24 protein-coding genes and 1 tRNA gene are annotated in these 24,682 nt (G+C 67.7%); 9 read left to right on the top strand and 16 right to left on the bottom strand.

Annotated features, from left to right (window positions below):
• Window positions 1-3: 3 nt before the first annotated feature.
• The 3 genes from KUD94_RS08930 to tyrS are packed head-to-tail and all read right to left on the bottom strand — an operon-like array spanning window position 4 to window position 3,423.
• Complete coding sequence (locus tag KUD94_RS08930; RefSeq protein ID WP_218236768.1) at window positions 4-759, bottom strand: ATP-binding protein; 756 nt, start codon at window positions 757-759, stop codon at window positions 4-6.
• Between the two features lies 1 nt (window position 760).
• Window positions 761-2,194, bottom strand: a complete 1,434-nt coding sequence (gene glmU, locus KUD94_RS08935) for a bifunctional UDP-N-acetylglucosamine diphosphorylase/glucosamine-1-phosphate N-acetyltransferase GlmU (RefSeq protein WP_218236770.1) — start codon at window positions 2,192-2,194, stop codon at window positions 761-763.
• Complete coding sequence (gene tyrS, locus KUD94_RS08940) at window positions 2,191-3,423, bottom strand: tyrosine--tRNA ligase (RefSeq protein ID WP_218236772.1); 1,233 nt, start codon at window positions 3,421-3,423, stop codon at window positions 2,191-2,193. The genes glmU and tyrS overlap by 4 nt, the downstream gene beginning before the upstream one ends.
• A gap of 185 nt (window positions 3,424-3,608) precedes the next feature.
• Here tyrS and KUD94_RS08945 point away from each other — a divergent pair, with 185 nt between their 5' ends.
• Window positions 3,609-4,976, top strand: a complete 1,368-nt coding sequence (locus tag KUD94_RS08945) for a M23 family metallopeptidase (protein WP_218236774.1) — start codon at window positions 3,609-3,611, stop codon at window positions 4,974-4,976.
• A 32-nt stretch (window positions 4,977-5,008) separates the two neighbouring features.
• Window positions 5,009-6,130 (top strand): anhydro-N-acetylmuramic acid kinase, encoded by a 1,122-nt coding sequence (locus KUD94_RS08950; protein ID WP_218236776.1) that lies wholly within the window; start codon window positions 5,009-5,011, stop codon window positions 6,128-6,130.
• A 90-nt stretch (window positions 6,131-6,220) separates the two neighbouring features.
• On the opposite strand, the gene KUD94_RS08955 is transcribed toward KUD94_RS08950, so the two are convergent.
• From KUD94_RS08955 to rplM, 5 genes are all read right to left on the bottom strand, one after another.
• Window positions 6,221-6,538 (bottom strand): iron-sulfur cluster assembly accessory protein, encoded by a 318-nt coding sequence (locus tag KUD94_RS08955; protein ID WP_218236778.1) that lies wholly within the window; start codon window positions 6,536-6,538, stop codon window positions 6,221-6,223.
• A 76-nt stretch (window positions 6,539-6,614) separates the two neighbouring features.
• A complete protein-coding gene (locus KUD94_RS08960) occupies window positions 6,615-7,010 on the bottom strand; it encodes a polymer-forming cytoskeletal protein (RefSeq protein WP_218236779.1) in 396 nt (131 codons plus the stop codon).
• 52 nt (window positions 7,011-7,062) lie between these two features.
• On the bottom strand, window positions 7,063-7,785 hold the full coding sequence (locus KUD94_RS08965; RefSeq protein WP_218236781.1) for a DUF6776 family protein: 723 nt from the start codon (window positions 7,783-7,785) through the stop codon (window positions 7,063-7,065).
• A 214-nt stretch (window positions 7,786-7,999) separates the two neighbouring features.
• On the bottom strand, window positions 8,000-8,392 hold the full coding sequence (rpsI, locus tag KUD94_RS08970; RefSeq protein WP_218236783.1) for a 30S ribosomal protein S9: 393 nt from the start codon (window positions 8,390-8,392) through the stop codon (window positions 8,000-8,002).
• A gap of 11 nt (window positions 8,393-8,403) precedes the next feature.
• Window positions 8,404-8,832: a 50S ribosomal protein L13 gene (rplM, locus tag KUD94_RS08975; protein WP_218236785.1), complete on the bottom strand. Its 429-nt coding sequence runs from the start codon at window positions 8,830-8,832 to the stop codon at window positions 8,404-8,406.
• 368 nt (window positions 8,833-9,200) lie between these two features.
• On the opposite strand from rplM, the gene KUD94_RS08980 reads away from it, so the two are divergent.
• Window positions 9,201-10,745, top strand: coding sequence for a methyl-accepting chemotaxis protein (locus KUD94_RS08980; RefSeq protein ID WP_218236786.1), 1,545 nt, complete (start codon window positions 9,201-9,203; stop codon window positions 10,743-10,745).
• A 127-nt stretch (window positions 10,746-10,872) separates the two neighbouring features.
• Here the strand turns inward: KUD94_RS08980 and metE are convergent, their stop codons facing one another.
• Window positions 10,873-13,206 (bottom strand): 5-methyltetrahydropteroyltriglutamate--homocysteine S-methyltransferase, encoded by a 2,334-nt coding sequence (gene metE, locus KUD94_RS08985; RefSeq protein ID WP_218236788.1) that lies wholly within the window; start codon window positions 13,204-13,206, stop codon window positions 10,873-10,875.
• Between the two features lie 103 nt (window positions 13,207-13,309).
• Here metE and KUD94_RS08990 point away from each other — a divergent pair, with 103 nt between their 5' ends.
• The 4 genes from KUD94_RS08990 to glnQ all read left to right on the top strand — a co-directional run bounded on the left by KUD94_RS08990 (window position 13,310) and on the right by glnQ (window position 16,695).
• Entirely contained in the window at window positions 13,310-14,233 is a 924-nt protein-coding gene (locus tag KUD94_RS08990; protein WP_218236790.1) for a LysR family transcriptional regulator, read from the top strand.
• A 127-nt stretch (window positions 14,234-14,360) separates the two neighbouring features.
• Window positions 14,361-15,065: a glutamine ABC transporter substrate-binding protein GlnH gene (gene glnH / locus KUD94_RS08995; RefSeq protein WP_255569224.1), complete on the top strand. Its 705-nt coding sequence runs from the start codon at window positions 14,361-14,363 to the stop codon at window positions 15,063-15,065.
• A 77-nt stretch (window positions 15,066-15,142) separates the two neighbouring features.
• Window positions 15,143-15,970, top strand: a complete 828-nt coding sequence (locus tag KUD94_RS09000; RefSeq protein WP_255568684.1) for an ABC transporter permease subunit — start codon at window positions 15,143-15,145, stop codon at window positions 15,968-15,970.
• Window positions 15,967-16,695, top strand: a complete 729-nt coding sequence (gene glnQ, locus KUD94_RS09005; RefSeq protein WP_218236794.1) for a glutamine ABC transporter ATP-binding protein GlnQ — start codon at window positions 15,967-15,969, stop codon at window positions 16,693-16,695. The genes KUD94_RS09000 and glnQ overlap by 4 nt, the downstream gene beginning before the upstream one ends.
• Here the strand turns inward: glnQ and KUD94_RS09010 are convergent.
• The 3 genes from KUD94_RS09010 to KUD94_RS09020 all read right to left on the bottom strand — a co-directional run bounded on the left by KUD94_RS09010 (window position 16,692) and on the right by KUD94_RS09020 (window position 20,274).
• Complete coding sequence (locus tag KUD94_RS09010) at window positions 16,692-18,038, bottom strand: ATP-binding protein (protein WP_218236795.1); 1,347 nt, start codon at window positions 18,036-18,038, stop codon at window positions 16,692-16,694. The genes glnQ and KUD94_RS09010 overlap by 4 nt on opposite strands.
• A complete protein-coding gene (locus KUD94_RS09015) occupies window positions 18,035-18,691 on the bottom strand; it encodes a response regulator transcription factor (RefSeq protein ID WP_218236797.1) in 657 nt (218 codons plus the stop codon). Before KUD94_RS09015 ends, KUD94_RS09010 begins: the two co-directional genes overlap by 4 nt.
• A 65-nt stretch (window positions 18,692-18,756) precedes the next feature.
• Window positions 18,757-20,274: a DegQ family serine endoprotease gene (locus KUD94_RS09020; RefSeq protein WP_218236799.1), complete on the bottom strand. Its 1,518-nt coding sequence runs from the start codon at window positions 20,272-20,274 to the stop codon at window positions 18,757-18,759.
• Between the two features lie 200 nt (window positions 20,275-20,474).
• Here KUD94_RS09020 and KUD94_RS09025 point away from each other — a divergent pair, with 200 nt between their 5' ends.
• On the top strand, window positions 20,475-21,668 hold the full coding sequence (locus tag KUD94_RS09025) for a CaiB/BaiF CoA-transferase family protein (protein WP_218236801.1): 1,194 nt from the start codon (window positions 20,475-20,477) through the stop codon (window positions 21,666-21,668).
• A 72-nt stretch (window positions 21,669-21,740) separates the two neighbouring features.
• On the opposite strand, the gene KUD94_RS09030 is transcribed toward KUD94_RS09025, so the two are convergent.
• From KUD94_RS09030 to serS, 4 genes are all read right to left on the bottom strand, one after another.
• Window positions 21,741-21,830 (bottom strand) — tRNA-Ser (locus tag KUD94_RS09030).
• Window positions 21,831-21,901: 71 nt separating this feature from the next.
• Entirely contained in the window at window positions 21,902-22,189 is a 288-nt protein-coding gene (locus tag KUD94_RS09035; protein ID WP_218236803.1) for a BrnA antitoxin family protein, read from the bottom strand.
• Window positions 22,158-22,424, bottom strand: coding sequence for a BrnT family toxin (locus tag KUD94_RS09040; protein ID WP_218236805.1), 267 nt, complete (start codon window positions 22,422-22,424; stop codon window positions 22,158-22,160). Before KUD94_RS09040 ends, KUD94_RS09035 begins: the two co-directional genes overlap by 32 nt.
• Before the next feature lie 91 nt (window positions 22,425-22,515).
• Window positions 22,516-23,832, bottom strand: a complete 1,317-nt coding sequence (serS, locus tag KUD94_RS09045) for a serine--tRNA ligase (protein ID WP_218236806.1) — start codon at window positions 23,830-23,832, stop codon at window positions 22,516-22,518.
• Between the two features lie 159 nt (window positions 23,833-23,991).
• Between serS and KUD94_RS09050 the strand changes: the two genes are divergently transcribed.
• Complete coding sequence (locus KUD94_RS09050) at window positions 23,992-24,657, top strand: HPP family protein (protein WP_218236808.1); 666 nt, start codon at window positions 23,992-23,994, stop codon at window positions 24,655-24,657.
• The last annotated feature ends 25 nt before the right edge of the window (window positions 24,658-24,682 follow it).

Below are 24,682 nucleotides of genomic sequence, written 5' to 3' on the forward strand. Positions count from 1 at the left end.
GCCTCAGGCCTGCGCGGCCGGCCAGTGCAGGGTGACGGTGCAGCCCTGACCCGGGCCGGGGCTGCTCACCGCAATCTGCGCGCCATGGCGCTCGGCAATGCGCCGGCACAGCGCCAGACCCGCACCCACGCCCGGAAATTCGCCCTCGCGGTGCAGGCTCTGAAAGAGCTGAAACAGCGAAGCCGCCCGCGCCGGGTCAAAGCCCGCGCCCTGGTCGGCAATCTGCACCTGCACCTGTTCGCCCACGCGGCGCGCGCTGACCTGCACCAGCACCTGCGCGCTGCCTTGGGAGAACTTCACCGCATTGCCCAGCAGTTGCAGCAGCAGCGTCTGCAGCAGTGGCGCGTCGGCCTGCACCGCCGGCATGGGGGTCTGGATAGCCCAGCGCACGGCAGCTGCGCCCGGCAGCTGCGCCTGCGCCGCCTGCAGCGCAGCCTGCAGATCGACCGCCGCCAGGTGCAGCGGCGCACGGCCGGCGCGGCTGATGGCCAGCAGACCGTCGAGCATTTGCCCCATGTGCCGGGCCGAGCGCTGCAGCGTGGCGGCAAAGCCCTGGGCTTCGCTCACCGATGCGCAGGGCGCCTGCACCTCGGCCAGCACCTCGGCCAGCAGGCCGGCGTAGGACACGACATGGCGCAGCGGCGCCCGCAGGTCGTGCGAGACGGCGTGCAGCAGCTCATCATTGGCCGCGGCAAGGCTGCGCAACTGTTCGCGCAGCGCATCGCGCTCGGCAGCCAGGCGCGGCAAATCGGCGCTCATCTCAGCGCTTGTCTTGCTTGACCGGGCGGTGCCATTCGGACTTGCTCACCTGGCGCCCGCGCCCCAGGGTCAGCACGCCGGGCGGCGCGTCCTGCGTGACCACCGAGCCCGCGCCCACCACGCCGCCCGCGCCGATGCGCACGGGGGCCACCAGCACGCAGTTGCTGCCCACGTGCACGTCCTCGCCGATCACCGTGCGGTGCTTGTTCACGCCGTCGTAGTTGGCGGTGATCGAGCCGGCGCCGTAGTTCACCCGCGCGCCCACCGTGGCGTCGCCCAGGTAGGCCAGGTGATTGGCCTTGGCGCCGTCGGCCAGTTGCGAATTCTTGATCTCGACGAAGTTGCCCACGTGCACCTCGCGCCCCAGTTGCGCACCCGGGCGCAGGCGCGAGAACGGCCCCAGGCGCGCGCCCTCGCCCACCTCAACGCCGGCCTTCTCGCCGTCGATGTGGGTATAGGGCTGGATCACCGTGCCCGCGCCGATGACGGCGTTGGCGATCGAGCAGTAGGCGCCTACCTGCACGCCATCTCCCAGCTGCACACGGCCAGCAAAGATGCAGCCCACGTCGATCTCCACGTCCTGCCCGCAGGTCAGCTGCGCCGCGACGCCCAGGCGCGGGTCGTCGCGCAGGTCCAGGCGCGCTGGGTCGGCCAGGCGCACGCCCTGCGCCATCAGCGCCTGCGCCTGGCGCTGCTGGTGCGCGCGCTCCAGCTCGGCCAGTTGCGCCGGGCTGTTCACCCCGGCGACCTGCAGCGCGTCGGCGATGCAGTGCGCCACCACCGGCAGGCCCTCGGCCACCGCCATGGCCACCACGTCGGTCAGGTAGTACTCCTGCTGCGCGTTGTCGTTCTTCAGCCGCGCCAGCCAGGCGCGCAGGCGCGCGGCGGGCACGGCCATGATGCCGCTGTAGATCTCGTTGATGGCGCGCTCGGCCTCGCTCGCGTCCTTGTGCTCGACGATGCGCTCGACCCGCCCGTCGGCCGCGCGCACGATGCGCCCGTAACCCGCAGGCTCGTCCAGGCGCACGGTGAGCAGCGCCAGGCGCTCGCCGCCACTGGCTGCCACCAGCGCGCGCAGCGTGTCGGCCTGCGTCAGCGGCACGTCGCCCGAGAGCACCAGCACCGTGGCGTCGTCCGGCAGCAGCGGCAGCGCCTGCTGCACCGCATGGCCGGTGCCGAGCTGAGGCTGCTGCAGTGCAAATTTCAAGTCAAATTGGCCTGAAACGCCCGTCCAGCCTGCGCAAGCCGCTTGCACTTCAGTAGCACCATGGCCGGTAATCACCACCACCCGGCGCGCTCCCAGGCTCGCCGCCTGGCCCAGCACGTGCAAGAGCAGCGGGCGCCCGGCCAGGCGCTGCAGCACCTTGGGAAGCCGGCTCTTCATCCGCGTGCCTTTGCCCGCGGCCATCACCACCACGTCCAGCGGCGCCCTCATGACAGTTGCACCCGCGCAAACTTGCGCTTGCCCACCTGCACCACGTAGCTGCCCGCCGCCAGCTTCAGACCCCGGTCGCTGAGCACGGCGCCGTCGATGCGCACGCCGCCGCCGTCAATCAGCCGCCCCGCCTCGCTGCTCGACGGCGCCAGCCCCGCCTGCTTGAGCAAGGCCGTCACCCCCAGCGGCGCGCCGCCGAGCTGCACCTCGGGAATATCGTCGGGTACGCCGCCCTTGCTGCGCAGCACGAAGTCCTGCTCGGCCGCGTCGGCCGCGCTGGCGCTGTGAAAGCGCGTGGTGATCTCCCTGGCCAGCAACACCTTGGCGTCCTTGGGATTGCGCCCGTCTTGCACCTCTTGCTTCAAGGCGGCGATCTCGGCCAGGCTCTTGAACGAGAGCAGCGTGTACCAGTCCCACATCAACTCGTCGGAGATGGACAGCACCTTGGCAAACATGGTGTTGGCCTCTTCGGTGATGCCGATGTAGTTGTTCTTGCTCTTGGACATCTTCTCGACGCCATCGAGCCCGACCAGCAGCGGCATGGTCAGGATGCACTGCGGCTCCTGGCCGTATTCCTGCTGCAGATGGCGGCCTACCAGCAGGTTGAACTTCTGGTCGGTGCCGCCCAGTTCCAGATCGCTCTTGAGCGCCACCGAGTCGTAGCCCTGCATCAGCGGATAGAGAAACTCGTGCACGCTGATCGACTGCCCGGCCTTGAAGCGCTTGTCAAAATCGTCGCGCTCCATCATGCGCGCCACGGTGTACTTGGCCGCCAGCTCGATCATGCCGCGCGCGCCCAGCGGGTCGCTCCATTCGCTGTTGTAGCGGATCTCGGTTTTGGCCTCGTCCAGCACCAGCTTGGCCTGCGCGAAATAGGTTTCGGCATTGGCGCGGATCTGCTCGGCCGTGAGCGGCGGGCGCGTGGCATTGCGCCCGGAAGGGTCGCCAATGAGACTCGTGAAGTCGCCGATCAGGAAGATCACCTGATGGCCCAGGTCCTGCAACTGGCGCATCTTGTTGAGCACCACGGTGTGGCCGATGTGGATGTCCGGCGCCGTGGGGTCCAGCCCCAGCTTGATGCGCAGCGGCCGGCCCGTAGCCTCGGCGCGCGCGAGCTTTTGCGTCCAGTCCGGCACCGGCAGCAGCTCGTCGGCGCCACGCAGCGAGACCTGCAATGCGTGCCGCACACCATCGGTGACCGGAAAATTTGTAACAGCGGCTTGATTCATAAGGGTTTTCAACCATGCGCGGTGGGCACGCGGGGCTATACTCGCTCGGTTTTCGCAGTGGCGGATTCTAGTGGCCACCCGAGGCAGCGGGATTTCGGCCCTTTCGCCACGGATTGTTACAGACGTGACGCAGCGCACTTTTGCCAAGGCATGCGGCGTCCACATGCACTTGCCTGGGGCTCAGCTTGACCAACGGATTGAACAACGCCGGTGCGGCGTTCTTGACTTCCCTGAAACAATCCCTGCACAAGCATCCCAAACGCGTCAGCGCCGCCGTTGCCGCGGTGCTGCTCACCGGCGGCGGCGGCGCGTTTGCCGTGGCCTCCCTCGGGCCGGACGCGTCCGATCTGCCTATGGTGACGCTCACCGAAAGCGTTCCCTCGCTCGCCACCGACCTTGAGCTGGCCGACCTCTCCGAGCTCAACGCTCTGGCGTTGTACCGCTCGGACGTCACGCGCAGCAACGACAACCCCGAAGCCATGCTGCAGCGCCTGGGCATCGCCGACCCAGCGGCCTCGGCCTTTCTGCGCGCCGATGCGTTGTCGCAGCAGAACCTGCTCGGGCGCACCGGCCGCGTGCTCTCGGCCGAAGCTGACAGTGAGCACCGCCTGAGCCGGCTGACCGCACGCTGGGCGCCGGACGACAGCGGCAACTTCAAGCGCCTGGTGATCGAGCGCCAGGCCGACGGCAGCTTCAGCTCGCAGCTGCAGACGGCCGAACTTGCCATAGGCAACCGCCTGGGCAGCGGCGTCATTACCAGTTCGCTGTTTGCGGCGACCGACGCGGCCAACATCCCCGACGCCGTCGCGGTGCAGGTGGCCGAAATCTTCTCGGGCAACATCGACTTTCGCCGGGCGCTGCGCAAGGGCGACCACTTCAGCGTGGTCTACGAAACCCTGGAGGCCGACGGCGAGCCGATGCGCACCGGGCGCGTGCTCAGCGCCGAATTCCACAACAACGGCAAGACCTTCAACGCCGTCTGGTTCCAGGACAAACCCGAGGCCAAGGGCGCCTATTACACGCTCGACGGCAACAGCATGAACCGCGCCTACCTGACCTCGCCGGTGGCCTACACCCGGGTCTCGAGCGGCTTCAAGATGCGCTTTCACCCCATCCAGAAGACCTGGCGCGCCCATCTGGGCACCGATCTGGCCGCGCCCAGCGGCACGCCGGTGCGCACCATCGGTGACGGCACGGTCAGCTTCGCCGGGGTGCAGAACGGCTACGGCAACGTGGTCTATGTCAAGCACGCCAACCAGCATGAAACCGTCTATGCGCACCTGAGCCGCATCGACGTGCGCCAGGGCCAGGCGATCTCGCAGGGCCAAACCATAGGCGCGGTCGGCCAGACCGGCTGGGCCACGGGCCCGCACCTGCACTTTGAATTCAGGGTCAAGGGCCAGCAGCAAGACCCCATGGCCATGGCCTTGCGCAGCGAAGCGGCCGCGCCCATCGCCGCTGCGCAGCGCAAGGACTTCGAGCGCGTGGCCGGGCAGATGCGCATGCAGCTCGACTACGCCCAGCAGACGCTGCAGACCGCACAAGTGGATTGAGCGTCGAGCGAGCGCGCCGCTTGCCAGCGCCCATGCGCGCCGCTGCCGCGAGCCGCTACATCGGACTGATGTCCGGCACCTCGCTGGACGGCATCGACGTCGTGCTCGCCGATTTTTCACAGGGAAAATGCCTTGTAACGCAGCATGCGTCTGCGCCGCTAGCTCCTGAACTGAGAGCAGAACTGCTCGCACTCAACACCCCGGGCGACAACGAGCTGCACCGCGCACAGCTTGCGGCCAATGCGCTGGCGCGCGCCTGCGCCGCGCTGGTGCAGCAGCTGCTGCGCCAAGCGGCGCTGAACGCGGCCGACATCGCCGCCATGGGCGCCCACGGCCAGACCGTGCGCCACCGCCCCGGCGCCTTTGACGGCACCGGCTACACCGTGCAGCTGAACAACCCGGCGCTGCTGGCCGAACTCACCGGCATCACCGTGGTGGCCGACCTGCGCAGCCGTGACCTGGCCGCGGGCGGCCAGGGCGCGCCGCTGGTGCCGGCCTTTCACCAGAGCTGCTTTGCCCAGCCCGGGCAGGACGTGGCGGTGCTGAATCTGGGCGGCATGTCCAACCTCACGCTGCTGCCGGCCCAGGGCCAGGTGCGCGGCTGGGACTGCGGTCCGGGCAATGTGCTGCTCGACCTCTGGTGCCAGCGGCACACCGGCCAGGCCTGCGACCGGGACGGCGCGCTGGCCGCCAGCGGCCGGGTGCAGGATGCGCTGCTGCAGTCGCTGGTCGCCGAGCCGTATTTCTCCCAGCCCGCGCCCAAGAGCACCGGGCGCGACTTGTTCAATGCAAACTGGCTGCAGCCGCATCTGGCCACGGCGCCCGGCGCGCGCGTGCAGGACGTGCAGGCCACGCTGACCGAGCTGAGCGCGCGCTGCTGCGCCCGGGACTTGCGCCGCAACGCGCCGGCCACGCGGCAGCTCGTGGTCTGCGGCGGCGGCGTGCGCAACCGCGAGCTGATGCGCCGGCTGCAGGCGCAGCTGCCCGATGTGCGCGTGATGTCCTCGCAGGCGCTGGGCATCGCGCCCGAGCAGGTGGAGGCCGCCGCCTTCGCCTGGCTGGCCCGCCAATGCCTGCATGGCGAGGCGGGCAACCTGCCTGGGGTCACCGGCGCCCGCGGAGCGCGGATACTGGGCGCGATCTACCCCGCCTGAATCGGCTCTGCGGCTGCCCGTTTCGGCGGCCCCAAACGACAAAGGCCGCCCGAGGGCGGCCTTTGTCGTGTCAGACCCGCAAGCGGCTGCTCAGCATTCGCAGCCGACTTCCTCGTTCGGGTTGAGGACGATGAAATGCGCGCCGCCCGAGCCTTCGAGGCAATCGATCTGCGAGCCCACGAGGTGCGGATAACTCAGCGCATCGACCACCAGCGTCGCGCCGGCGTCGCCCACGGTGATGTCGCCCTCGCGCACCGCGTCGTCGAGCGAAAACAGGTATTGAAAACCCGCGCAGCCGCAGCCGTCCACGCGTGCACGCAACTTGAGCGCTGCATTGCCCTTTTCGGCGATCAGGCCGGCCAGGCGCGCCGCCGCGCTCTCGGTCAGTTGAATCGAAGCATTTGCCATCGTTGCCGCCACAAGACTCCAGGTAAGAAGGAAACGGAATGCCTGATGCTAAGTCATCGCGCGAATTTCTGCTGGCTCAGCCGCCGGAAGAAGCCAGCTTGAGCTGGGGCGCCTCTGGCAGCACCACCTCGCTCGGGCGCATCTGGCCGGAAATCAGCGCACCCTGGTGCATCTCCAGCGCCTTGTAGTGCACGTCGCCGGTTACGCGCGCACGCGGCTGCAGCTCCAGCAGCTCGCCCGCATGCACCGGCCCGAGCACCGTGCCGTTGACGATGACGTGCGCGGCCTGCACGCGCCCCTGCACCTGGGCCGACTCGGAAATCACCACGATGCTGGGCTCCACGTCCGCGCGCACATCGCCGTGCACCTCGCCGTCGATGCGCAGGCCGTCGGTGAACAGAATGTCGCCCTGTACGCAGGTGCCTTTGGCAATCAGGCTCTTGATCAGGGGTTGCTTCTTGCGCGAAAACATGGGCTGGCCTCCCGTGGGCGGCGGCGCGCGCGGGGCGGGCGCCGCGACCGTATCAGTCTTGCAAAGTGAGGGATTGCTGGGCGCGCACCGAGCTGCCCTGCAGCAGCCGCACCGTCACGGTTTTTACCATAACGCGCTCGGGCAGATCGACCAGGCCCTCGACGCGGCGGTACTGCTGCATCTGCAGCGGCCGCACCACGGCCGGCGGGCGCGAGGTCCAGGGCTTGCCGTCGCGCAGGCCGGCCAGCACCAGTTCGAGCTGGCCCTTGAACTCGGGGGCGTTGCGCACCGGCTGAATCACCAGCACCTGCCAGCGCAGCTGCACGCCGGCCAGCACGTCGGCCTGCAGGCCGCGAATGTCGAGCGTGCTGTTGCTCGCCGGCGATGCGGCCGGGATCAGCTTCTCGAAAAACGCCAGATCGTCGCGCAGGCTGCGGTTGTCCGCTTCGAGCGCGCGCACGCGCTCACCCAGCGCATCGGCCGCAGCACGTTCGGTCGCGCGCAGGCTCTCGGCTGCGGCGCTCTCCTGCTGCAGTTCGTTGATGCGTGCATGCAGCAGCCGCGCCTGGCTGCGCAGCTCGCCAAGCTCCTGCTTGGCGCTGGCGTCAAGCCCCGCGATCGCCTTGCCAAACTCGAAGGCCCAGAGCGCCACCGCCGCGCTGAGCCCGAGCAGCACCGCCAGCGCCAGCCAGCGCAGCGGCCAGGGCAGGCTGCGGCGCACCACCAGGCGCGGGCCGCTGAGCGAAAAACGTCGGCGCAGACGACGCAGGCGCATCAGTGGCTCCCGCGCTGGCCCCGTTGCCCGGGCGCCGAACCACCGCGCCCGCGCGCCAGAGACACAAAAACCGCCACGAGGGCGGTTTGGGTGTGGCTGCTGCAGCCCGCGCGCGCCGCAGAGGCTGCGCGCATGCCGCCTTGCCGCCCGCACTGCGGGGCGGCAGGCAGACACGGATGCGGCGGCGGCATGGCGGCAGCGCTTGCGCCGCGGATCAGCGCTTGGAGAACTGCTTGGCGCGGCGTGCGGAGTGCAGACCGACCTTCTTGCGCTCCACTTCGCGCGCGTCGCGGGTGACGAAGCCGGCGGCGCTGAGCTGGGGCTTGAGCGTCTCGTCGTAGTCGATCAGGGCGCGCGTGATGCCGTGGCGGGTGGCGCCGGCCTGGCCGGATTCACCGCCGCCGTGCACGTTCACCTGGATGTCGAACGTGGCGACATGGTCGGTGAGCACCAGCGGCTGCTTGGCGATCATGATGGAAGTTTCGCGGCCGAAATACTGCTGAATGTCCTTGCCATTCACCGTGATCTTGCCGCTGCCCTTCTTGAGAAACACGCGGGCGACGCTGGATTTGCGACGGCCGGTGCCATTGTTCCATTCACCTATCATGGTCCGGCTCCTCAGATTTCCAGTGCCTTGGGCTGCTGCGCGGTGTGCGGATGCTCCGCGCCGCCGTAGACCTTGAGCTTCTTGATCATGGCGTAACCGAGCGGCCCCTTGGGCAGCATGCCCTTGACGGCCTTCTCGAGCGCGCGGCCGGGGTGTTTGGCCTGCATGTCGCGGAAGTTGGTCGCGCGGATGCCGCCCGGATAGCCCGAGTGGCGGTAGTACATCTTGTCGATGCTCTTGGTGCCGGTGACCTTGAGTTTGGAGGCGTTGACCACGACGATGTAGTCGCCGGTGTCGACGTGAGGCGTGTAGATGGCTTTGTGCTTGCCGCGCAGACGGTGGGCCACTTCGCTGGCGACCCTGCCGAGCACCTTGTCGGTGGCGTCAATCACAAACCACTCGTGCACGACCTCAGCGGGCTTTGCGCTGAAAGTAGTCATGAGTTTTCTTCAGGAAGAAGGTTTGTCGGCCCTTTTCCACGGTCGGTGCTCTTCTTGAAAGCGGAGCCTCTTAGGTGGGGTTCACGGCGTGCGCCGTGCTTCGCCGCGGGACCAGGAAATCGCTGCGAAGCCGGGTATTGTAGCTGCAAGCGCTTGAACGCACAAAAACGGCTGTGGTATTACCAATGGAGCCAAAAACGCTGGTCGCGCGCCAGGAGGCATGGGAAACTTGCCAGGGGCATGACTGCAAGGGCTCGCGCGCCCCCCCGTAATTGGTATCTGTGCAACTCCGCTCGGGCGGGCTTGTTCAAACCTTCCTCCTGGCGCCATGCTGCGCGCTCGAAAACGAATTGTTCAGGGAAACCTCGATGAGACCGCTCGTGCGATTTTTCGATCTTTTCCTCCAGCCAGGCACCTGGATATTGCGTTCGCTGGGTCTGCGCGCCCGGTTGCTGCTGCTGGGCGGTTTGCTGGCGGGGCTGCTTCCGTGCGGACTGGCGTGGGCGTGGGACAGCGGCGCGTTGCTGTCGCTGCCGCTGGTGTCGGCATTTGTGTTGTGGGGTGCCCTCTCGTATCTGGGTGCATCCTGCGCACGTGAACTGCTTTCGGGTGTGCAGGCGCTGAGCCAGATCGCCCGCAACAACGCACGGGGCGACCTGTCACAAACCGTGGCGGTGCCTGGCCATGGCGAGCTGGCGCAAGTGGGGCAGCATTTGGAGTTCATGAACGAGAACTTCTCAGGACTGGTCGGCACCGTGCGCAACCAGGCCGTGCATGTAGCCCAGGACGGCAATGCCCTCACGCAGAGCATGCGGGATCTGGCCCAGCGCACCGAGGTGCAGGCTGCCAACCTGGAGCAGACCAGTGCCAGCATCGGAGCGCTCAGCGAATCCGTGCTCGAGACCGCACAGCGCGCCAAGGACGTGGACAGCTTGACTCGTCGCGTGCGTGCCGAAGCCGATGCCGGTGCGGATGCCATGGAGGTTGCGGCATCCGCAATCAGCGATATCGCGGAGGGTTCGCGACGTATGGGAGAAATCGTCGGCGTGATCGACGGTATCGCTTTCCAGACCAACATCCTGGCGCTCAATGCCGCCGTCGAAGCCGCACGCGCAGGCGAAAAAGGCCGTGGGTTCGCCGTGGTAGCCAGCGAGGTGCGCACCCTGGCGCAGCGCTGCGCCACGTCGGCCGGAGAGATTCGCGCCCTGATAGGACAAGCGGGTGAACAGGTGAAAACCGGTGTCGCGCGCACCGGAGACGTGAAGGAACGCCTGCAAACAGTGGTGCACGGCGTGCGCGAGGTCGCCGATGGTCTGAACGCGATCGCCGTGGCCAGCGAAACACAGAGCCTGACCTTGGGAGAGGTGGCGCATGCCGTCAGGGAACTGGACCAGATCACCCAGCGCAACGGCAGCATGGTAGATCAAGTCGTGCAATCCGCACTGGGGCTGCGCGACCGGTCTTCCAGCCTCAGTGCGTCAGTAGCGGCGATCCGGCTGAGACGGGGGACCGCTGACGAAGCCCAGGCGCTGGTGTACCGCGCGCTGGAACTGGTAAATCAAGTGGGGCTGGCTGCGGCGGCAGACCGCTTTCACGACACCACCAGCGATTTCCTCGATCGCGACCAGTACATCTTTGTCTTCGACCGCCAGGGCGTGTACCAGGTGTTTGGCGCCACCCCCGCCATGGTGGGCAAGACCGTGAACGACGTACGCGGACTCGATGGCCCCTATGTGCTGCGCGAATTTTTTGCGGCGGCGCAGCGCGGCGGCGGTTGGGTGGACTACGAAATCGTCAACCCGGTCACCAGAGTAGTGGATGAAAAAACCTCTTTCATTCAGCCACTGGGACCGGAGCACATCATCGGTTGTGGCGTGTTCAAGCCCAAGGGCGGGTTCGGCCTGCAGAAATAACCACCACCCGACAAAACCCGGGGCTTCATGCAGGCCGCTGCGCCGGGGTTCCACACGGCTTGCGCAGCGGCGGGGCGAGCATGGCTTCCTGGCACTCAGCCCGGAGTCGAGCGTCGCACGGGGCGGATTACGCGGTGCACTCGGCCAGCTCCTCCGTGGCGACATGCACACGCAGTTCCTGCGCGGCCGCCACCATGTGCGCAAGCGACGGAGCAACCTCCTTCCATTGGCGCGTTTTCAGCCCGCAATCGGGGTTGACCCAGAGCTGGCTGGCCGCAATGCGCCTGGCCGCCGCGCGCATGCGCTCGACGATCTGCGCCTGCGTGGGCACGTTGGGTGAGTGGATGTCGTACACGCCCGGGCCGATGCCATTGGGATAGGCAAAGTCCTCGAAGGCGGCGAGCAGTTCCAGGCCCGAGCGCGAGTTTTCGATGGTGATCACGTCGGCATCCATCGCGGCGATGGAGGCGATGATGTCGTTGAATTCGGAATAGCACATGTGGCTGTGGATCTGCGTCTCGTCGCGCACGCCGTTGGCCATGAGGCGAAAGGACGCGATCGCCCAATCGAGGTATTCCTGCCAGTCGGCGCGGCGCAGCGGCAGGCCTTCGCGAAAGGCCGCCTCGTCGATCTGGATGATGGGCACGCCCGCCGCTTCCAGATCGAGCACCTCGCCGCGCAGCGCCAGCGCCAGTTGGCGGCAAGTGAGCGAGCGCGGCTGGTCGTCGCGCACGAAGGACCAGTTGAGCATGGTGACCGGGCCGGTGAGCATGCCCTTCATCGGCCGCCGGGTGAGCGACTGCGCGTACTTGATCCAGTCCACGGTAATGGGGTGGGTGCGTTGGACGTCGCCATAGAGAATCGGCGGCTTGACGCAGCGCGAGCCATAGGACTGCACCCAGCCGTGGCTGCTGAAGGCATAGCCCGCCAGCTGCTCGCCAAAGTATTCGACCATGTCGTTGCGCTCGGCCTCGCCGTGCACCAGCACGTCCAGGCCCAGCGCCTCCTGCTCGCGCACGCAGTGGGCGATTTCGGCGCGCATGGCCTTTTCATAGTCCAGATCGGACAGGCGCCCGGCCTTGTGCTCCTTGCGCGCACGGCGGATTTCGGCGGTTTGCGGAAACGACCCTATGGTCGTCGTCGGCCACGCGGGCAGGCCGAGCTTCTTGGCCTGCAGCGGCGCGCGCACCGCATAGGCGCTGTGGCGCTGCTCCAGCGCGGGCATGGCCTGCTGCAGCGCTTGCGCCACTTGTGCATCGTGCACCCGGGGGGAGGCGCGGCGGCTGGCGAGCGCGGCGGCGTTGTGCGCCAGTTCGCTGGCCACGGCTGCGCGCCCTTCGTTGAGCGCGCGGCCGAGCACGCGCAACTCATCGAGCTTTTGCAGTCCGAAGGCGAGCCAGGATTTGATTTCCGGATCCAGCGTGGTTTCGCTCTCCAGATCGACCGGCACATGCAGCAGCGAGCAACTGGGCGCCAGCCACAGGCGCTCGCCCAGCTGCGCGGCGATCGGCTCCAGCCAGGCCAGCAGTTCGTTCAGGTCGCTCTTCCAGACGTTGCGCCCGTCGATCACGCCCAGCGACAGCACTTTGTGTGGCGGCAGCAGGCCGATGAGTTGCTGCACGTCGGCGCGATCGGCCAATGCATCCACGTGCAGGCCGGCCACGGGCAGGTTGGCGGCCAGGTATTTGTTGTCCAGCAGCGGGCCGAAATAGCTGGCCAGCAGAATCTTCACGCGGCAGCTCTTGAGCTGGTGGTAGGCAGTGTTGAAGGCATGCTGCCAGTCGGCATCAAGCTGAGTCACCAGAATCGGCTCGTCGATCTGCACCCACTCAACGCCTTGCGCGGCCAGCTGCTCCAGCAGCTCGGCATACACCGGCAGCAGGCGCGCCAAGAGGTCCAGCTTGTTCGAGCCGTCATGCGCCTTGCCCAGCGCCAGATAGCTCACCGGGCCGATCAAGACCGGCTTGGCCTTCACGCCCTGTGCCCGCGCTTCGGCCAGTTGCGCGAGCAGGCGCGTGGCGTCGAGCTTGAAGGCCGTGTCGGCGCTCAGCTCGGGCACGATGTAGTGGTAGTTGGTATTGAACCACTTGGTCATCTCGCCTGCGGCCACGCCGCCGCAGCAGGCGTGGTGCTCGTCGTGCTCGTGGGCCGCACTGTCGGCGCTCCTGCCGCGCGCCACGCGAAAGTAGTTGTCCAGCTCGTCGCCGTGGTAGCCGCGCACGCGCTCGGGCAGGTTGCCCAGGGTGAAGCTCATGTCCAGCACCTGGTCGTAGAGCGAAAAATCGCCGACCGGCACCGCATCCAGCCCCTGCTGGGCCGCCCAGTGGCGCGCGCGCAGTTCGGCGGCGGTGGTGAGCAGCGCCGCGCGCCCGTCCTCGCCCTTCCAGTAGCGCTCCAGCGCCCATTTGAGTTCACGCTGCGCGCCTATGCGCGAAAAGCCCAGGTTGTGCAGTCTGGCCACGGTTTCCTCCTTCCGATTCGGGTTGACTGCGGGCATCCTAGGCAAGCTGAACCATGAAGTAAAATGGTATTAATTCACCGATTGATGAATTGAATTCATCCATATGCTGGAACGCATCCACCTGTCCATCGTGGCTGAGGTCGAACGCCAGGGCTCGCTCACCGCCGCTGCCGAGCGCCTGTGCCTGACCCAGTCGGCGCTCAGCCACAGCATGCGCAAGCTGGAAGAGCAACTGGGCACCGCCGTCTGGCTGCGCGAGGGGCGCGGCCTGCGCCTGACCCAGGCCGGGCGCTATCTGCTGGCCCAAGCCCAGCGCCTGCTGCCCCAGCTGGAGCTGACCGAAGCGCGCCTGCGCCAGTTTGCGCAAGGCCAGCGCGGCACGCTGCGCATAGGCATGGAGTGCCACCCCTGCTACCAGTGGTTGCTCAAGATCGTCTCGCCCTACCTCGCGGCCTGGCCGGACGTGGACGTGGACGTGCGCCAGAAATTCCAGTTCGGCGGCATTGAGGCGCTGCAAAACCACGAGATCGACCTGCTGGTCACACCCGACCCGGTGCAGCACGAGGGCCTGGTGTTCGAGCCGGTGTTCGATTACGAGCAGGTGCTGCTGGTCGCGGCCACGCACCGCCTCATCGGGCGCGAGTACCTGCGCCCCGCTGATCTGGCCAGCGAAACCCTGATCACCTACCCCGTCCCCAAAGACCGACTGGACGTGTACACCCAATTCCTGCTGCCCGCCGGCCAAGCGCCGCGCGAGCACAAGACGATAGAGACCACCGACATCATGGTGCAGATGGTGGCAAGCGGCCGCGGCGTGGCGGCGCTGCCGCGCTGGCTGGCGCTGGAATACGCCGAACGCATGGCGGTGGCGGCGCTGCGCCTGGGCAGGAAGGGCATTGCCAAGCAGATACACCTGGGCGCACGCGAAGGCGATTTGCCGACGGACTACCTTGCCGCTTTCATCGAGCTGGCCCGGGGATATCAGCCCGCCCCCTCTCGCCTCCCGGGCAAACCCGGTTCACCATGAGCGAAGGCACGCATATACTGCGCGGCTCAAAACGCCCGTACGGGCACGAGCCACAAGCTCGCAACCATTTTCAGGAGACCCCATGAAATTCACCCACGCCCTCAAGGCCGCCGCGCTCGCCTTGACCATGACGCTGGCCATGCCGGCCGCGCACGCCGCCGACAAGACCTTGGTCGTCGCCACCGACACCGCCTTCGTGCCCTTCGAGTTCAAGCAGGACGGCAAGTACACGGGTTTTGACATCCAGCTCTGGGAAGCGATCGCCAAGCAGGCGAACCTGGAGTACAAGCTGCAACCGATGGACTTCAACGGCATCATCCCGGGCCTGCAAACCAAGAGCATCGACGCGGCGCTGGCCGGCATCACGATCCGCGAGGACCGCGCCAAGGTGGTGGATTTCTCCGACCCCTACTATGAGTCGGGCCTGGCCATCCTGGCGCCGGAAAACAGCACCATCAAGACCGCCAAGGACCTTGATGGCAAGACCGTGGCGGTGAAGACCGGCACCGTGGGCGTGGACTACATGAAGGCCAATGTGCCGGGCGCCAAGCTCAAGCTCTTCCCCAACATCGACAACGCCTTCCTCGAACTGGCCACGGGCCGCATCGACGCCGTGGTGCACGACACGCCCAACGTGCAGTACTACGCCAAGACCGCCGGCGCGGGCAAGGTGAAGGTGACCGGCTCGCTCAAGAGCGGCGACTTCTACGGCATCGCCTTCCCCAAAGGCAGCGACCTCGTGCCGGTGGTGAACAAGGCGCTCAAGGAGCTCAAGGCCAACGGCACCTACGACAAGCTCTACGAGACCTGGTTCGGCAAAAAGCCCGACTGATCAGCCGCGTTTGCGCCTGAAAACGCCGCCCTCTCCCGCAGGAGGGGCGGCTTTGTTTTTACCAGCGGAGCAAAGCGATGGTCTTTGATTGGTCTTCCATCTGGGCCGCCTGGCCCGATCTGATGGCGGGCGCCTGGATGACGCTGAAAATCACCGCGCTGGGCCTGCTCGGCGGCTGCGTGATTGGTGCGCTGTCGGGCATCGTCGTCACCTACATCCAGGTGCCCATCAACCGGCGCAATGCGCTGTACGGTGCCGCCGTGCTGGTGCTGATCGGCCTGGTGGCGCACTTTGCCGGCGGCCCGCTGGCCCGGGTGCCGGGCGGCGTGCTGGCGGCCCTGGTGCTGGCGGCGCTGGCGCTGCTGCTGTGGCGCCGCCCCGAATGGCTGGGGCGCGGCGCATCCGTGCTGGCGCAGCTCTTCATCCTGGTGATACGCGGCACGCCCATCGTGGTGCAGGTGATGTTCATCTACTTCGCGCTGCCACTCCTGGTGAACCTGCGCATCGACGGCTATACCGCGGCCATCTTCACGCTGATGATCAACTCCGGCGCCTACATCGCCGAGATCGTGCGCGCGGGCCTGCTGTCGGTGCCCAAGGGGCTGCACGAGGCGGGCCTGGCCATGGGCCTGCCCTTTTACAAGATCATGGCCTACATCGTCGGCCCGGTGGCGCTGCGGCGCATGATCCCGACCATGGGCAACCAGTGCATCATCAGCCTGAAGGATTCGTCGCTGTTCATCGTCATCGGCGTGGCCGAGCTCACGCGCCAGGGCCAGGAGATCATCGCGACCAACTTCCGCGCGGTAGAGATCTGGGGCACCGTGGCCATCATCTATCTGTTCATGACGGGCTGCATCGCGCTGGTGCTCAAGGTCGTCGAACACCGCACGCGCATCCTATGAGCATCGTCGAATTCAAGAACGTCACCAAGCGCTTTGGCAGCAACACGGTGCTCGACGGCATCAGCCTGGCGATCGAGCCAGGCGAAGTGGTGGTGATCGTCGGCCCTTCGGGCTCGGGCAAGTCCACGCTGCTGCGCTGCATCAACGCGCTGGAAACCATCGAGGGCGGCGACATCGTCGTCGACGGCCTGAGCGTGCGCGGCAAGCCCGCGCAGGTGCGCCTGCTGCGCCGCGAAGCGGGCATGGTGTTCCAGCAGTTCAACCTGTTTCCCCAGCTCACCGCGCTGGAGAACGTGATGTTCGGCCCGCTGCATACGCGTGGCGCTTCAAAAACCGAGGCACGCGAACAGGCCCGAGCGCTGCTCGCGCGCGTGGGCCTGGACGAGCGCGAGAACCACTACCCCGGCCAGCTCTCGGGCGGGCAGCAGCAGCGCGTGGCGATTGCGCGCGCGCTCGCCATCAAGCCCAAGCTGATGCTGTTTGACGAACCCACGTCGGCACTCGACCCCGAGCTGCGCCACGAGGTGCTGAAGGTGATGCAGGACGTGGCCGAAACCGGCATGACCATGGTCGTCGTCACGCACGAGATGGAGTTCGCGCGCAAGGTCGGCAGCCGCCTGCTGTTCATGGACGGCGGGCGCATCGCCGAAGACGGCAATCCCGAAGAGCTGCTCACGCGGCCCAGCTCGCAACGCCTGCAGGAATTCTTGCAGCACGTGGCCTAAGGCGGTGCTGCGGGCGCAAACGCGAGTTCCACGCACAGCCCGCCCAGGCGCTCGGAACGCTGCAGCGTGAGCCGCGCGCCGTGGCGCTCGGCCACCGCCTGCACGATGGCCAGGCCCAGGCCGCTGCCCGGCGCCTGCGGCGCGCTCTGGGGTGAGCGGTAGAAACGCCCGAGCACGCGCTCGCGTTCGGCCTCGGGAATGCCCGGGCCGCTGTCTTCCACGCGCAGCCGCACTGCCGCGCCGTCGCAGGCGAGCACCACGTCCACGCGCCCGCCCTCGGGCGTGTACTTGATGGCGTTGTCCAGCAGATTGCGCAGGAGCAGGCGCAGCTCTTCGGCCACGCCTTGCACCGGGCAGGCAGCTGGCGCGGGCTCGGCCAGGCCGACGTCGATGCCGCGCGCCTGGGCGCTGGCGGCCACGTCGGCCAGGGCCAGGCGGGCCACTTGCACCAGATCGAGCGGCGCCATGGCCGCGCCCTCGGCCTCCTGGCGCGCCAGCACCAGCAGCTGCTCCACCAGCCGCGCCGCGCGGTCGATGCCGGCTTCAAGCCTGGCGACGGCGCGCTCGCGCGCGGGCTCGTCGGCGGCGCGGCGCAGGCCCTGTGCTTGCAGCTTGAGCGCGGCCAGCGGCGAGCGCAGCTCGTGCGCGGCGTCGGCGACAAAGTCCTGCTGCGCCGCGAAGGCCTGGCGCACACGCGCAAACAGCGCGTTCAGTTCGTCGACCAGCGGCTGCACCTCGGCGGGCAGATCGGCCGCATGCAGCGCCGACAAGTCCTGCGGCTGGCGGCGCGCGACCTGCGAGCGCACGCGCTCGACCGGCACGAACAGGCGCCCGAGCAGCCACCACACGGCCAGCGCCAGCAGCGGCGCCATCACCGCCAGCGGCAGCAGCGAGCGCCAGGCCAGGCCGCGCGCCATCTTGCGCCGCACCGCCAGGTCTTGCGCCACCTGGATGACCTGCGAGCGCGTCTGCAGCGAAAAGACCCGGTAGCTTCTGCCGTGGGCGCGCACGTCCTGAAAACCAAGCACCGCGCGCTGGGGCAGCAGGTCGCCCAGGGCCGACTCGAAGATGCGCAGCCCCTCGTTGGTCCAGACCTGCACGATGAATTCGTTGTTCTCGTACTCCGGGCGCAGGCTGCCCATGCCCTTGGCGTCGGCGGGCAGGCCGGCGCGCAGCGCAAAGGCGGTTTGCCGCATGTGGTAGTCGAACAAGGCATCGGCCTCGCCCAGCGCGGTCTTGTAGGCAAACAGGCCTTGAACGCACGCGGTTACTGCGATGGCAGCTATCAAAACGATGAGCAACCGCAAGCGCAGCGACTGCGGCAGGCGCGCACCCAGGCTCATTTGGGCACCATGTAGCCCACGCCGCGCACGTTCAGTACCAGGGCCGCGCCCAGCTTCTTGCGCAGGCCGTGGATGAAGACTTCCACCGCGTTGCTGCCGATCTCCTCGCCCCAGCCGTAGAGCTTGTCTTCGAGCTGCTGGCGCGAGAGCACCATGCCGGGGCGCGCGATCAAGGGCTCGAGCACCGCCCATTCGCGCGCCGAAAGCAGCACTGGCCGGCCCTGCACGGTCACCTCGCGCGTGGCGGGGTTGATGGCCACGCCCTTGTGCTCGTAGACCGGCTCGGCGCGACCGGCGGCGCGGCGCAGCAGGGCGCGGATGCGCGCGAGCAGCTCGTCCAGGTCGTAGGGCTTGAGCACGTAGTCGTCGGCGCCCGCGTCCAGCCCCTCGATGCGCTGGGCCACGCCGTCGCGCGCCGTGGCGATCAGCACCGGCGTGCGGTCGCGCCGCGCGCGCAGCGTGCGCAGCACCGCCAGGCCATCGCGCCCGGGCAGGCCCAGGTCCAGCAGCACCAGGTCGTAGTTCTGGGCCGCAAGCGCCGCGTCGGCCGCGCGCCCGTCGCGCACCCAGTCCAGCGCATAGTCCTGTGCGCGCAGCTGCTCGGCCACGGCGTCGCCGATCATCTCGTCGTCTTCCACCAGCAAGAGGCGCATGGGCGTCAGGATACGGCAAAGCCCGCGGCCCGTGCATCGGACCGCGGGCCTGGGCGCGCGCAGCTTCAGCCGATGTTGACCGGCACGAAGATCTTGTTGCCGTCGCGCTCGATCAGCAGGGCCACGGACTTGCCCGCCTTCTGCATGGCGGCGCGCACCTCAGACATGCTCTTGACCGGCGTGCCGTTGATGGCCAGCAGCACGTCGCCGCCCTGCACCCCGGCCAATGCCGCCGGGCCGCGTGCCTGGGCGATGACCATGCCCTGGTCCACGCCCGCGGCCTGCGCCTCTTCGGGCTGCAGCGGGCGCAGCATCAGGCCAAGCTGGCCCTTGCCCAGCGCCTCGTCGGCGCGCGCGCTGGCCGCGTCCTTGTCGCCGGCATTGCCCAGCGTGGCCACCAGGGTGCGCGCCTGGCCGTCGCGCCAGACTTCGAGCTGCACCTTCTGCCCCGGCAGCGACTGGCCGATGTAGGCGGGCAAGTCGCCCGAGGTGACGATGGGCTCGTCGTTGATCTTCAGGATCACGTCACCGGTCTTGAGGCCGGCTTTGGCCGCCGGGCCGCCCTCGTCCACATTGGCCACCAGCGCGCCTTCGGGCTTGGCGAGCTTGAAGGAATTGGCAAAGGTCTGGTTCACGCCCTGCACCGTCACGCCCAGGCGCGCGTGCTCCACCTTGCCGGTCTTGACGATCTGCTGCTCCACGTGCTGCGCCACCTCGATCGGGATGGCAAACGACACGCCCTGGTAGCCGCCGGTGCGGCTGTAGATCTGCGAGTTGATGCCCACGACCTCGCCGCGCGTGTTGAACAGCGGCCCGCCGGAGTTGCCGGGGTTCACCGCCGCATCGGTCTGGATGAAGGGCACGTAGCTGTCGTCGGGCAGGCTGCGGCCCTTGGCGCTGACCACGCCCGCGGTCACCGTGTTCTCGAAGCCGAAGGGCGAGCCAATCGCCAGCACCCACTCACCCACCTTCAGGTCGGCCGAGTTGCCCAGCTTGACCGTGGGCAAGTCCTTGGCGTCGATCTTGAGCACCGCGATGTCGGTCTTGGGGTCGCTGCCCAGCACCTTGGCCTGGAACTCGCGCCGGTCGGTGAGCTTGACCGTCACGCGGTCCGCGCCCTTGACCACGTGGGCATTGGTCAGCACCAGGCCGTCGGCGTCGACGATGAAACCCGAACCCTCGCCGCGCATGGGCTGGGGTTGCATCTGCGGGCCGCGCAGGGCGCCGCCGGGAATGCCGAAGTGGCGAAAGAACGGCGCAAACGGGTCGTCGGGATCGATCTGCGGGCCACGGCGCGCAGGCGCACCGCCGTCCTCATCGTCGGAAACCTTGCGCATGCCGCTCACGCTGATGTTGACCACCGCCGCGCCATAACGCTGGGTGATCTGGGAAAAATCCGGCAGCGTGACCAGCGCCGGCGCGGCCTGCGGCGCGTTGGCCGTTGCGGCCGCCACCGGCACATTGCCGAAGGAGAACGCATGCGCGTCGCGCGCCGTCACCAGCCCGGCGCCCGTGGCGCCGAGCACGCCGGCCGCAAGCAGCGCCACCACCAGGCGGCGCGGAGTGGAAATCAAGCGGTTCATGGTTTGCCCTTCCTTGGGAGATTGCTTCAATGCAAGGGCAGTGTGGGCAAGTGCGCTTAGGGGAAACTTAAGGCAACGGCAGACCGATGAACTACGATTTGCATAGCGCCTTGCGCTGGTAGTGCTTCGGTTTTAAACACAAAATACCCTCAATTCTTTTCACAGTCAGCGCACACAGCTACGTTTTTTGAAAGCCGCCCATGACAAAAACGCACACCCGGCCCCGCCCGCTCGACGGCATCACCGTCGTCTCGCTGGAACACGCGGTCGCCGCGCCGTTTGCCACGCGCCAGCTGGCCGACCTGGGCGCGCGCGTGATCAAAGTGGAGCGCCCCGGCGGCGGCGACTTTGCGCGCGGCTACGACCAGCGCGTGCGCGGCCTGTCGTCGCATTTCACCTGGATCAACCGCAGCAAGGAAAGCCTGGCGCTGAACCTCAAGCAAGCCCAGGCCAAGTCCGCGCTGATGCAGCTCTTGCAAACCGCCGACGTGCTGGTGCAAAACCTTGCGCCCGGCGCAGCGGCGCGCATGGGCTTGTCCTACGACGCGCTGAAGGCGCACAACCCCAGGCTCATCGTCTGCGACATCTCGGGCTACGGGCAGGACGGCCCCTGGCGCGACAAAAAGGCCTACGACCTGCTGATCCAGAGCGAAGCCGCCTTCCTGTCCGTCACCGGCACGCCCGACTCGCCGGTCAAGGCCGGTATCTCGGTAGCCGACATCGCCGCCGGCATGTACGCCTACACCAGCGTGCTCTCGGCCCTGCTGCTGCGCGGCAAGACCGGCGAAGGCAGCCACATCGACGTCTCCATGCTTGAAGCCATGGCCGAATGGATGGGCTACCCGCTGTACTACGCCTTTGACGGCGCGCCGCCCCCGCCGCGCACCGGCGCATCGCACGCCAGCATCTACCCCTACGGCCCTTTCACCGCGGGCGACGGCGCCAGCCTCATCCTGGGCGTGCAAAACGAGCGCGAATGGCAGGCCTTTTGTGAAGGCGTGCTGCAGCGCCCGGAACTCGCCCGCGACCCGCGCTTTGCGGACAGCACCCAGCGCAACACCCACCGCGCCGAGCTGCAGACGCTGATCACGCAAAGCTTCAGCCGGCTTGGTGCCGCCGAACTCACCCAGCGCCTGAGCGCCGCGGGCATCGCCCACGCCCGCGTCAACGACCTGGCCGGCTTGTGGGCCCACCCACAGCTTGCCGCCCGCCAGCGCTGGCGCGAGGTCGACTCCCCCGTCGGCCCCCTGCCTGCGCTGCTGCCGCCCGGCACCAGCAAGGCCTTCAGCTACCGCATGGACCCCATCCCCGCCGTCGGCCAGCACACCCGCGCCATCCTGGGCGAACTGGGCTGGAGCGAGGAGCAAATCACCCGGCTGCAGGCGCAAAGCTGAATGCGGCAGCGCCGCCCGCACGGGCAAAACAAAAGCCTTGCAGGCTGGGCACCTGCAAGGCTTTGGCGATTCTGGCGGAGAGGGTGGGATTCGAACCCACGGTACGCTTGCACGTACGCCTGATTTCGAGTCAGGTACATTCGACCACTCTGCCACCTCTCCGCGACTCGAACCGGCGATTGTAGCGGGGAATTTGGCCGCTCAGGCGACAAACCTTTCGCCCCATACCGCATTTACGCGGAGCGCATCTCTTCGCGAATCACGCGCCGCAGCGTGGTTTCCAGCCGTTCGCTTGCCATCGCTTCGCGCAGCGCCTGGTTGATCAGCGTCTGGTACCCGCGCTCGCCAGCCTTGGCGCGAAAGAAGGCCAACACCTCGCCATCGAGCATGATGCTCACGCGCTGCTTGCCCAGACGCTCGCGTACCGCTGTCGCAAATTCAGCGCGATCCACGTCTTTCAGCCCCACGCGCAGGCGCGGAGCCTTGGCTTCAGAGGTAGCGGCTGAGGGTGTCGATTTCATGGGGTTCGGCCTTTCGCATGGAAATGACGCGGATTTCGTCGGCGGTTTCAGCATGGGTGATCGTCACGATGGACAGCCCCAGGAAACCCGTGGTGTTGAAACGCTGCTCGCCGTAATCACGCGCGTCCTCCAGCGTGATCGTGGGCCCGGCAAACACCTGCGGCGCATCGGCAAAGTCGTAACCATGCTTTGCCAAATTGTCTTGGCGCTTGGGTTCATGCCAAACAAATTGCACGGTTCACATTATGCATATAAATATGCACATTTCAAAGAAGGCAAACCCCCGTCTGCAATGCTCCTGTGCTCCTGATCCCAATCAGGCATGCTCAGGGCGCCAACCGCTCCAGGCCACCCATGTAGGGGCGCAGTACCTCGGGGATGGTGATGCTGCCGTCCGCCTGCTGGCAGTTCTCCATTACCGCTACCAGCGCGCGGCCGACGGCCACGCCGGAGCCGTTCAGGGTGTGCACCAGCTCATTCTTGCCCTGGGCGTTCTTGAAGCGCGCCTGCATGCGCCGCGCCTGGAAGGCTTCGCAATTGCTCACCGAGCTGATCTCGCGGTAGGTGTTCTGCGCCGGCAGCCACACCTCCAGGTCGTAGGTCTTGGCGGCGCCAAAGCCCATGTCGCCGGTGCTCAGGCTCACTACGCGATACGGCAGGCCCAGGCGCTGCAGGATGGTTTCGGCGTGCGCCGTCATCTGCTCGAGCACCTCGTAGCTTTGCTCGGGGTGCACGATCTGCACCATCTCGACCTTGTCGAACTGGTGCTGGCGGATCATGCCGCGGGTGTCGCGCCCGTAGCTGCCCGCTTCGGAGCGAAAGCAGGGCGTGTGCGCGGTCAGGCGGATGGGCAGCTCGGACTCGGGCAGCACGACGTCGCGCACAAGATTGGTCAGCGGCACCTCGGCGGTGGGGATGAGGTAGAGCTGGGCATGGTCGGGCACGGGCTCGGCGTCCTGACCGCCCTTGTGCGCAGCAAACAGATCGCCCTCGAACTTGGGCAGCTGGCCGGTGCCGCGCAGGGTGTCGGCGTTGACGATGTAGGGCACGTAGCATTCGGTGTAGCCGTGCTCGGCGGTGTGCACGTCCAGCATGAACTGCGCCAGTGCGCGGTGCAGGCGCGCGATGGCGCCCTGCATCACCGCGAAGCGCGGGCCGGCGAGCTTGGTGGCCAGGTTGAAGTCCAGGCCCAGAGGCGCGCCCAGGTCGACATGGTCCTTGACCGCAAAGTCAAAGCTGCGCGGCGTGCCCCAGCGGCGCACTTCGACATTGGCCGATTCGTCCGCGCCCACGGGCACGCTGTCGTGCGGCAGGTTGGGCACGGCGGCCAGCATGGCCTGCAGCGCGTGCTGGATCTGTTCCAGGCGCGCGGCGGACGCGTCCAGCTCGCCCTTGAGCGCGCCGACTTCGGCCTTGGCCGCCTCGGCCGCGTCCTTGTCGCCCTGGCCCATGAGCAGGCCTATCTGTTTGGACAGGCGGTTGCGCGTGGATTGCAGCTCTTCGGTGCGCGTCTGGATGGCCTTGCGCTCGGCCTCCAGCGCCTGGAAGGCCGGCACGTCAAGCCAGGGCTGCGGATTCTTGCGGGTCTGCAGGCGCGCGACAGCCGTGGCGAGGTCTTTGCGCAAAAGGAGAATGTCAAGCATAGTCTGGCGATTTTAGGGTGGCGCCGCGCCCGTCCATGCAAGGCGGCGCGCCCTGGACCGGAATGGGATGCAAGCCGGCCCGGGGGCGCACACAACGGGCGGACGCGGCCTTGTTTCGGCGGGCAAACGCCGGCCCGCGCGGGCCGGGAGGGTGGCGCGATGTTCTTCGTTTTCGGGCCGACGGGGCGCGTGCTGCGCGGCGATGCGGACGCGGTCTCGCGCCTCGGGCTGGTCAAGCGCGTGGGCCGCCCGCAGGCACTGCGCACTCGCCTGCCCCAAGAGCAGGCAGCAGCCTTTGCCACTGCCGAAGCCGCCGCGCGCGAAGGTCCGGCGAGCCGCCCCGCGCCCATCCTGGCCTACGAGGAAACCGCCGCCGGCGCCAGCGCGCAGCGCCGCGTGCTGCGCTACGTGAGCGACGTGATGACGCGCGGCGCCATCACCGTCAGCCCCGTCGCGCGGGTCAACGATGCCTGGCAGACCATGGCCCAGCACGGCGTGGCCCAGGCGCCGGTAGTGGACGAGCAGGGTCAGCTGCTGGGTCTGCTGCTGCGCGCGGACATGGCGCCGCTGGATTTGCTGCCCGAACCCGGCGCGATCGAGCAGGCGATCGCGCTGGCGCGCCGGCCGGTAGCCCAGGTGATGCTCAGCCCCGTGCCCGCGGTCTCGCCCGATACCGACCTGCGCCGCGTGGCGCGGGTCTTTCTGGATACCGGCCTGCCCGGCCTTGCGGTGACCGACGAGGCCGGGCACTGCACCGGCTTCATCTCGCGCACCGATATCCTGCAGGCCCTGGTGGCCGACCCGCCGCTGGATTTGTGGGGCTGACAGCGCCCAACCCGGCCGCCGGCGC

The organism is Comamonas sp. NLF-1-9 (genome assembly GCF_019195435.1).
Lineage (GTDB): Bacteria > Pseudomonadota > Gammaproteobacteria > Burkholderiales > Burkholderiaceae_C > Comamonas_C.

What these genes read in the sequence shown, in the direction of transcription:
- rpsI (WP_218236783.1), bottom strand. Translation starts at nt 8,392, where the DNA reads ATGATAGGTGAATGGAACAATGGCACCGGCCGTCGCAAATCCAGCGTC.
- tyrS (WP_218236772.1), bottom strand. Translation starts at nt 3,423, where the DNA reads ATGAATCAAGCCGCTGTTACAAATTTTCCGGTCACCGATGGTGTGCGG.
- KUD94_RS09025 (WP_218236801.1), top strand. Translation starts at nt 20,475, where the DNA reads ATGACAAAAACGCACACCCGGCCCCGCCCGCTCGACGGCATCACCGTC.
- KUD94_RS09050 (WP_218236808.1), top strand. Translation starts at nt 23,992, where the DNA reads ATGTTCTTCGTTTTCGGGCCGACGGGGCGCGTGCTGCGCGGCGATGCG.
- KUD94_RS09020 (WP_218236799.1), bottom strand. Translation starts at nt 20,274, where the DNA reads ATGAACCGCTTGATTTCCACTCCGCGCCGCCTGGTGGTGGCGCTGCTT.
- KUD94_RS08965 (WP_218236781.1), bottom strand. Translation starts at nt 7,785, where the DNA reads ATGCGCCTGCGTCGTCTGCGCCGACGTTTTTCGCTCAGCGGCCCGCGC.
- KUD94_RS08930 (WP_218236768.1), bottom strand. Translation starts at nt 759, where the DNA reads ATGAGCGCCGATTTGCCGCGCCTGGCTGCCGAGCGCGATGCGCTGCGC.
- KUD94_RS08980 (WP_218236786.1), top strand. Translation starts at nt 9,201, where the DNA reads ATGAGACCGCTCGTGCGATTTTTCGATCTTTTCCTCCAGCCAGGCACC.
- KUD94_RS08955 (WP_218236778.1), bottom strand. Translation starts at nt 6,538, where the DNA reads ATGGCAAATGCTTCGATTCAACTGACCGAGAGCGCGGCGGCGCGCCTG.
- KUD94_RS09000 (WP_255568684.1), top strand. Translation starts at nt 15,143, where the DNA reads ATGGTCTTTGATTGGTCTTCCATCTGGGCCGCCTGGCCCGATCTGATG.
- glnQ (WP_218236794.1), top strand. Translation starts at nt 15,967, where the DNA reads ATGAGCATCGTCGAATTCAAGAACGTCACCAAGCGCTTTGGCAGCAAC.
- serS (WP_218236806.1), bottom strand. Translation starts at nt 23,832, where the DNA reads ATGCTTGACATTCTCCTTTTGCGCAAAGACCTCGCCACGGCTGTCGCG.
- KUD94_RS08950 (WP_218236776.1), top strand. Translation starts at nt 5,009, where the DNA reads ATGCGCGCCGCTGCCGCGAGCCGCTACATCGGACTGATGTCCGGCACC.
- glmU (WP_218236770.1), bottom strand. Translation starts at nt 2,194, where the DNA reads ATGAGGGCGCCGCTGGACGTGGTGGTGATGGCCGCGGGCAAAGGCACG.
- KUD94_RS09035 (WP_218236803.1), bottom strand. Translation starts at nt 22,189, where the DNA reads ATGAAATCGACACCCTCAGCCGCTACCTCTGAAGCCAAGGCTCCGCGC.
- rplM (WP_218236785.1), bottom strand. Translation starts at nt 8,832, where the DNA reads ATGACTACTTTCAGCGCAAAGCCCGCTGAGGTCGTGCACGAGTGGTTT.
- KUD94_RS09015 (WP_218236797.1), bottom strand. Translation starts at nt 18,691, where the DNA reads ATGCGCCTCTTGCTGGTGGAAGACGACGAGATGATCGGCGACGCCGTG.
- KUD94_RS09010 (WP_218236795.1), bottom strand. Translation starts at nt 18,038, where the DNA reads ATGAGCCTGGGTGCGCGCCTGCCGCAGTCGCTGCGCTTGCGGTTGCTC.
- glnH (WP_255569224.1), top strand. Translation starts at nt 14,361, where the DNA reads ATGACGCTGGCCATGCCGGCCGCGCACGCCGCCGACAAGACCTTGGTC.
- KUD94_RS08960 (WP_218236779.1), bottom strand. Translation starts at nt 7,010, where the DNA reads ATGTTTTCGCGCAAGAAGCAACCCCTGATCAAGAGCCTGATTGCCAAA.
- KUD94_RS08990 (WP_218236790.1), top strand. Translation starts at nt 13,310, where the DNA reads ATGCTGGAACGCATCCACCTGTCCATCGTGGCTGAGGTCGAACGCCAG.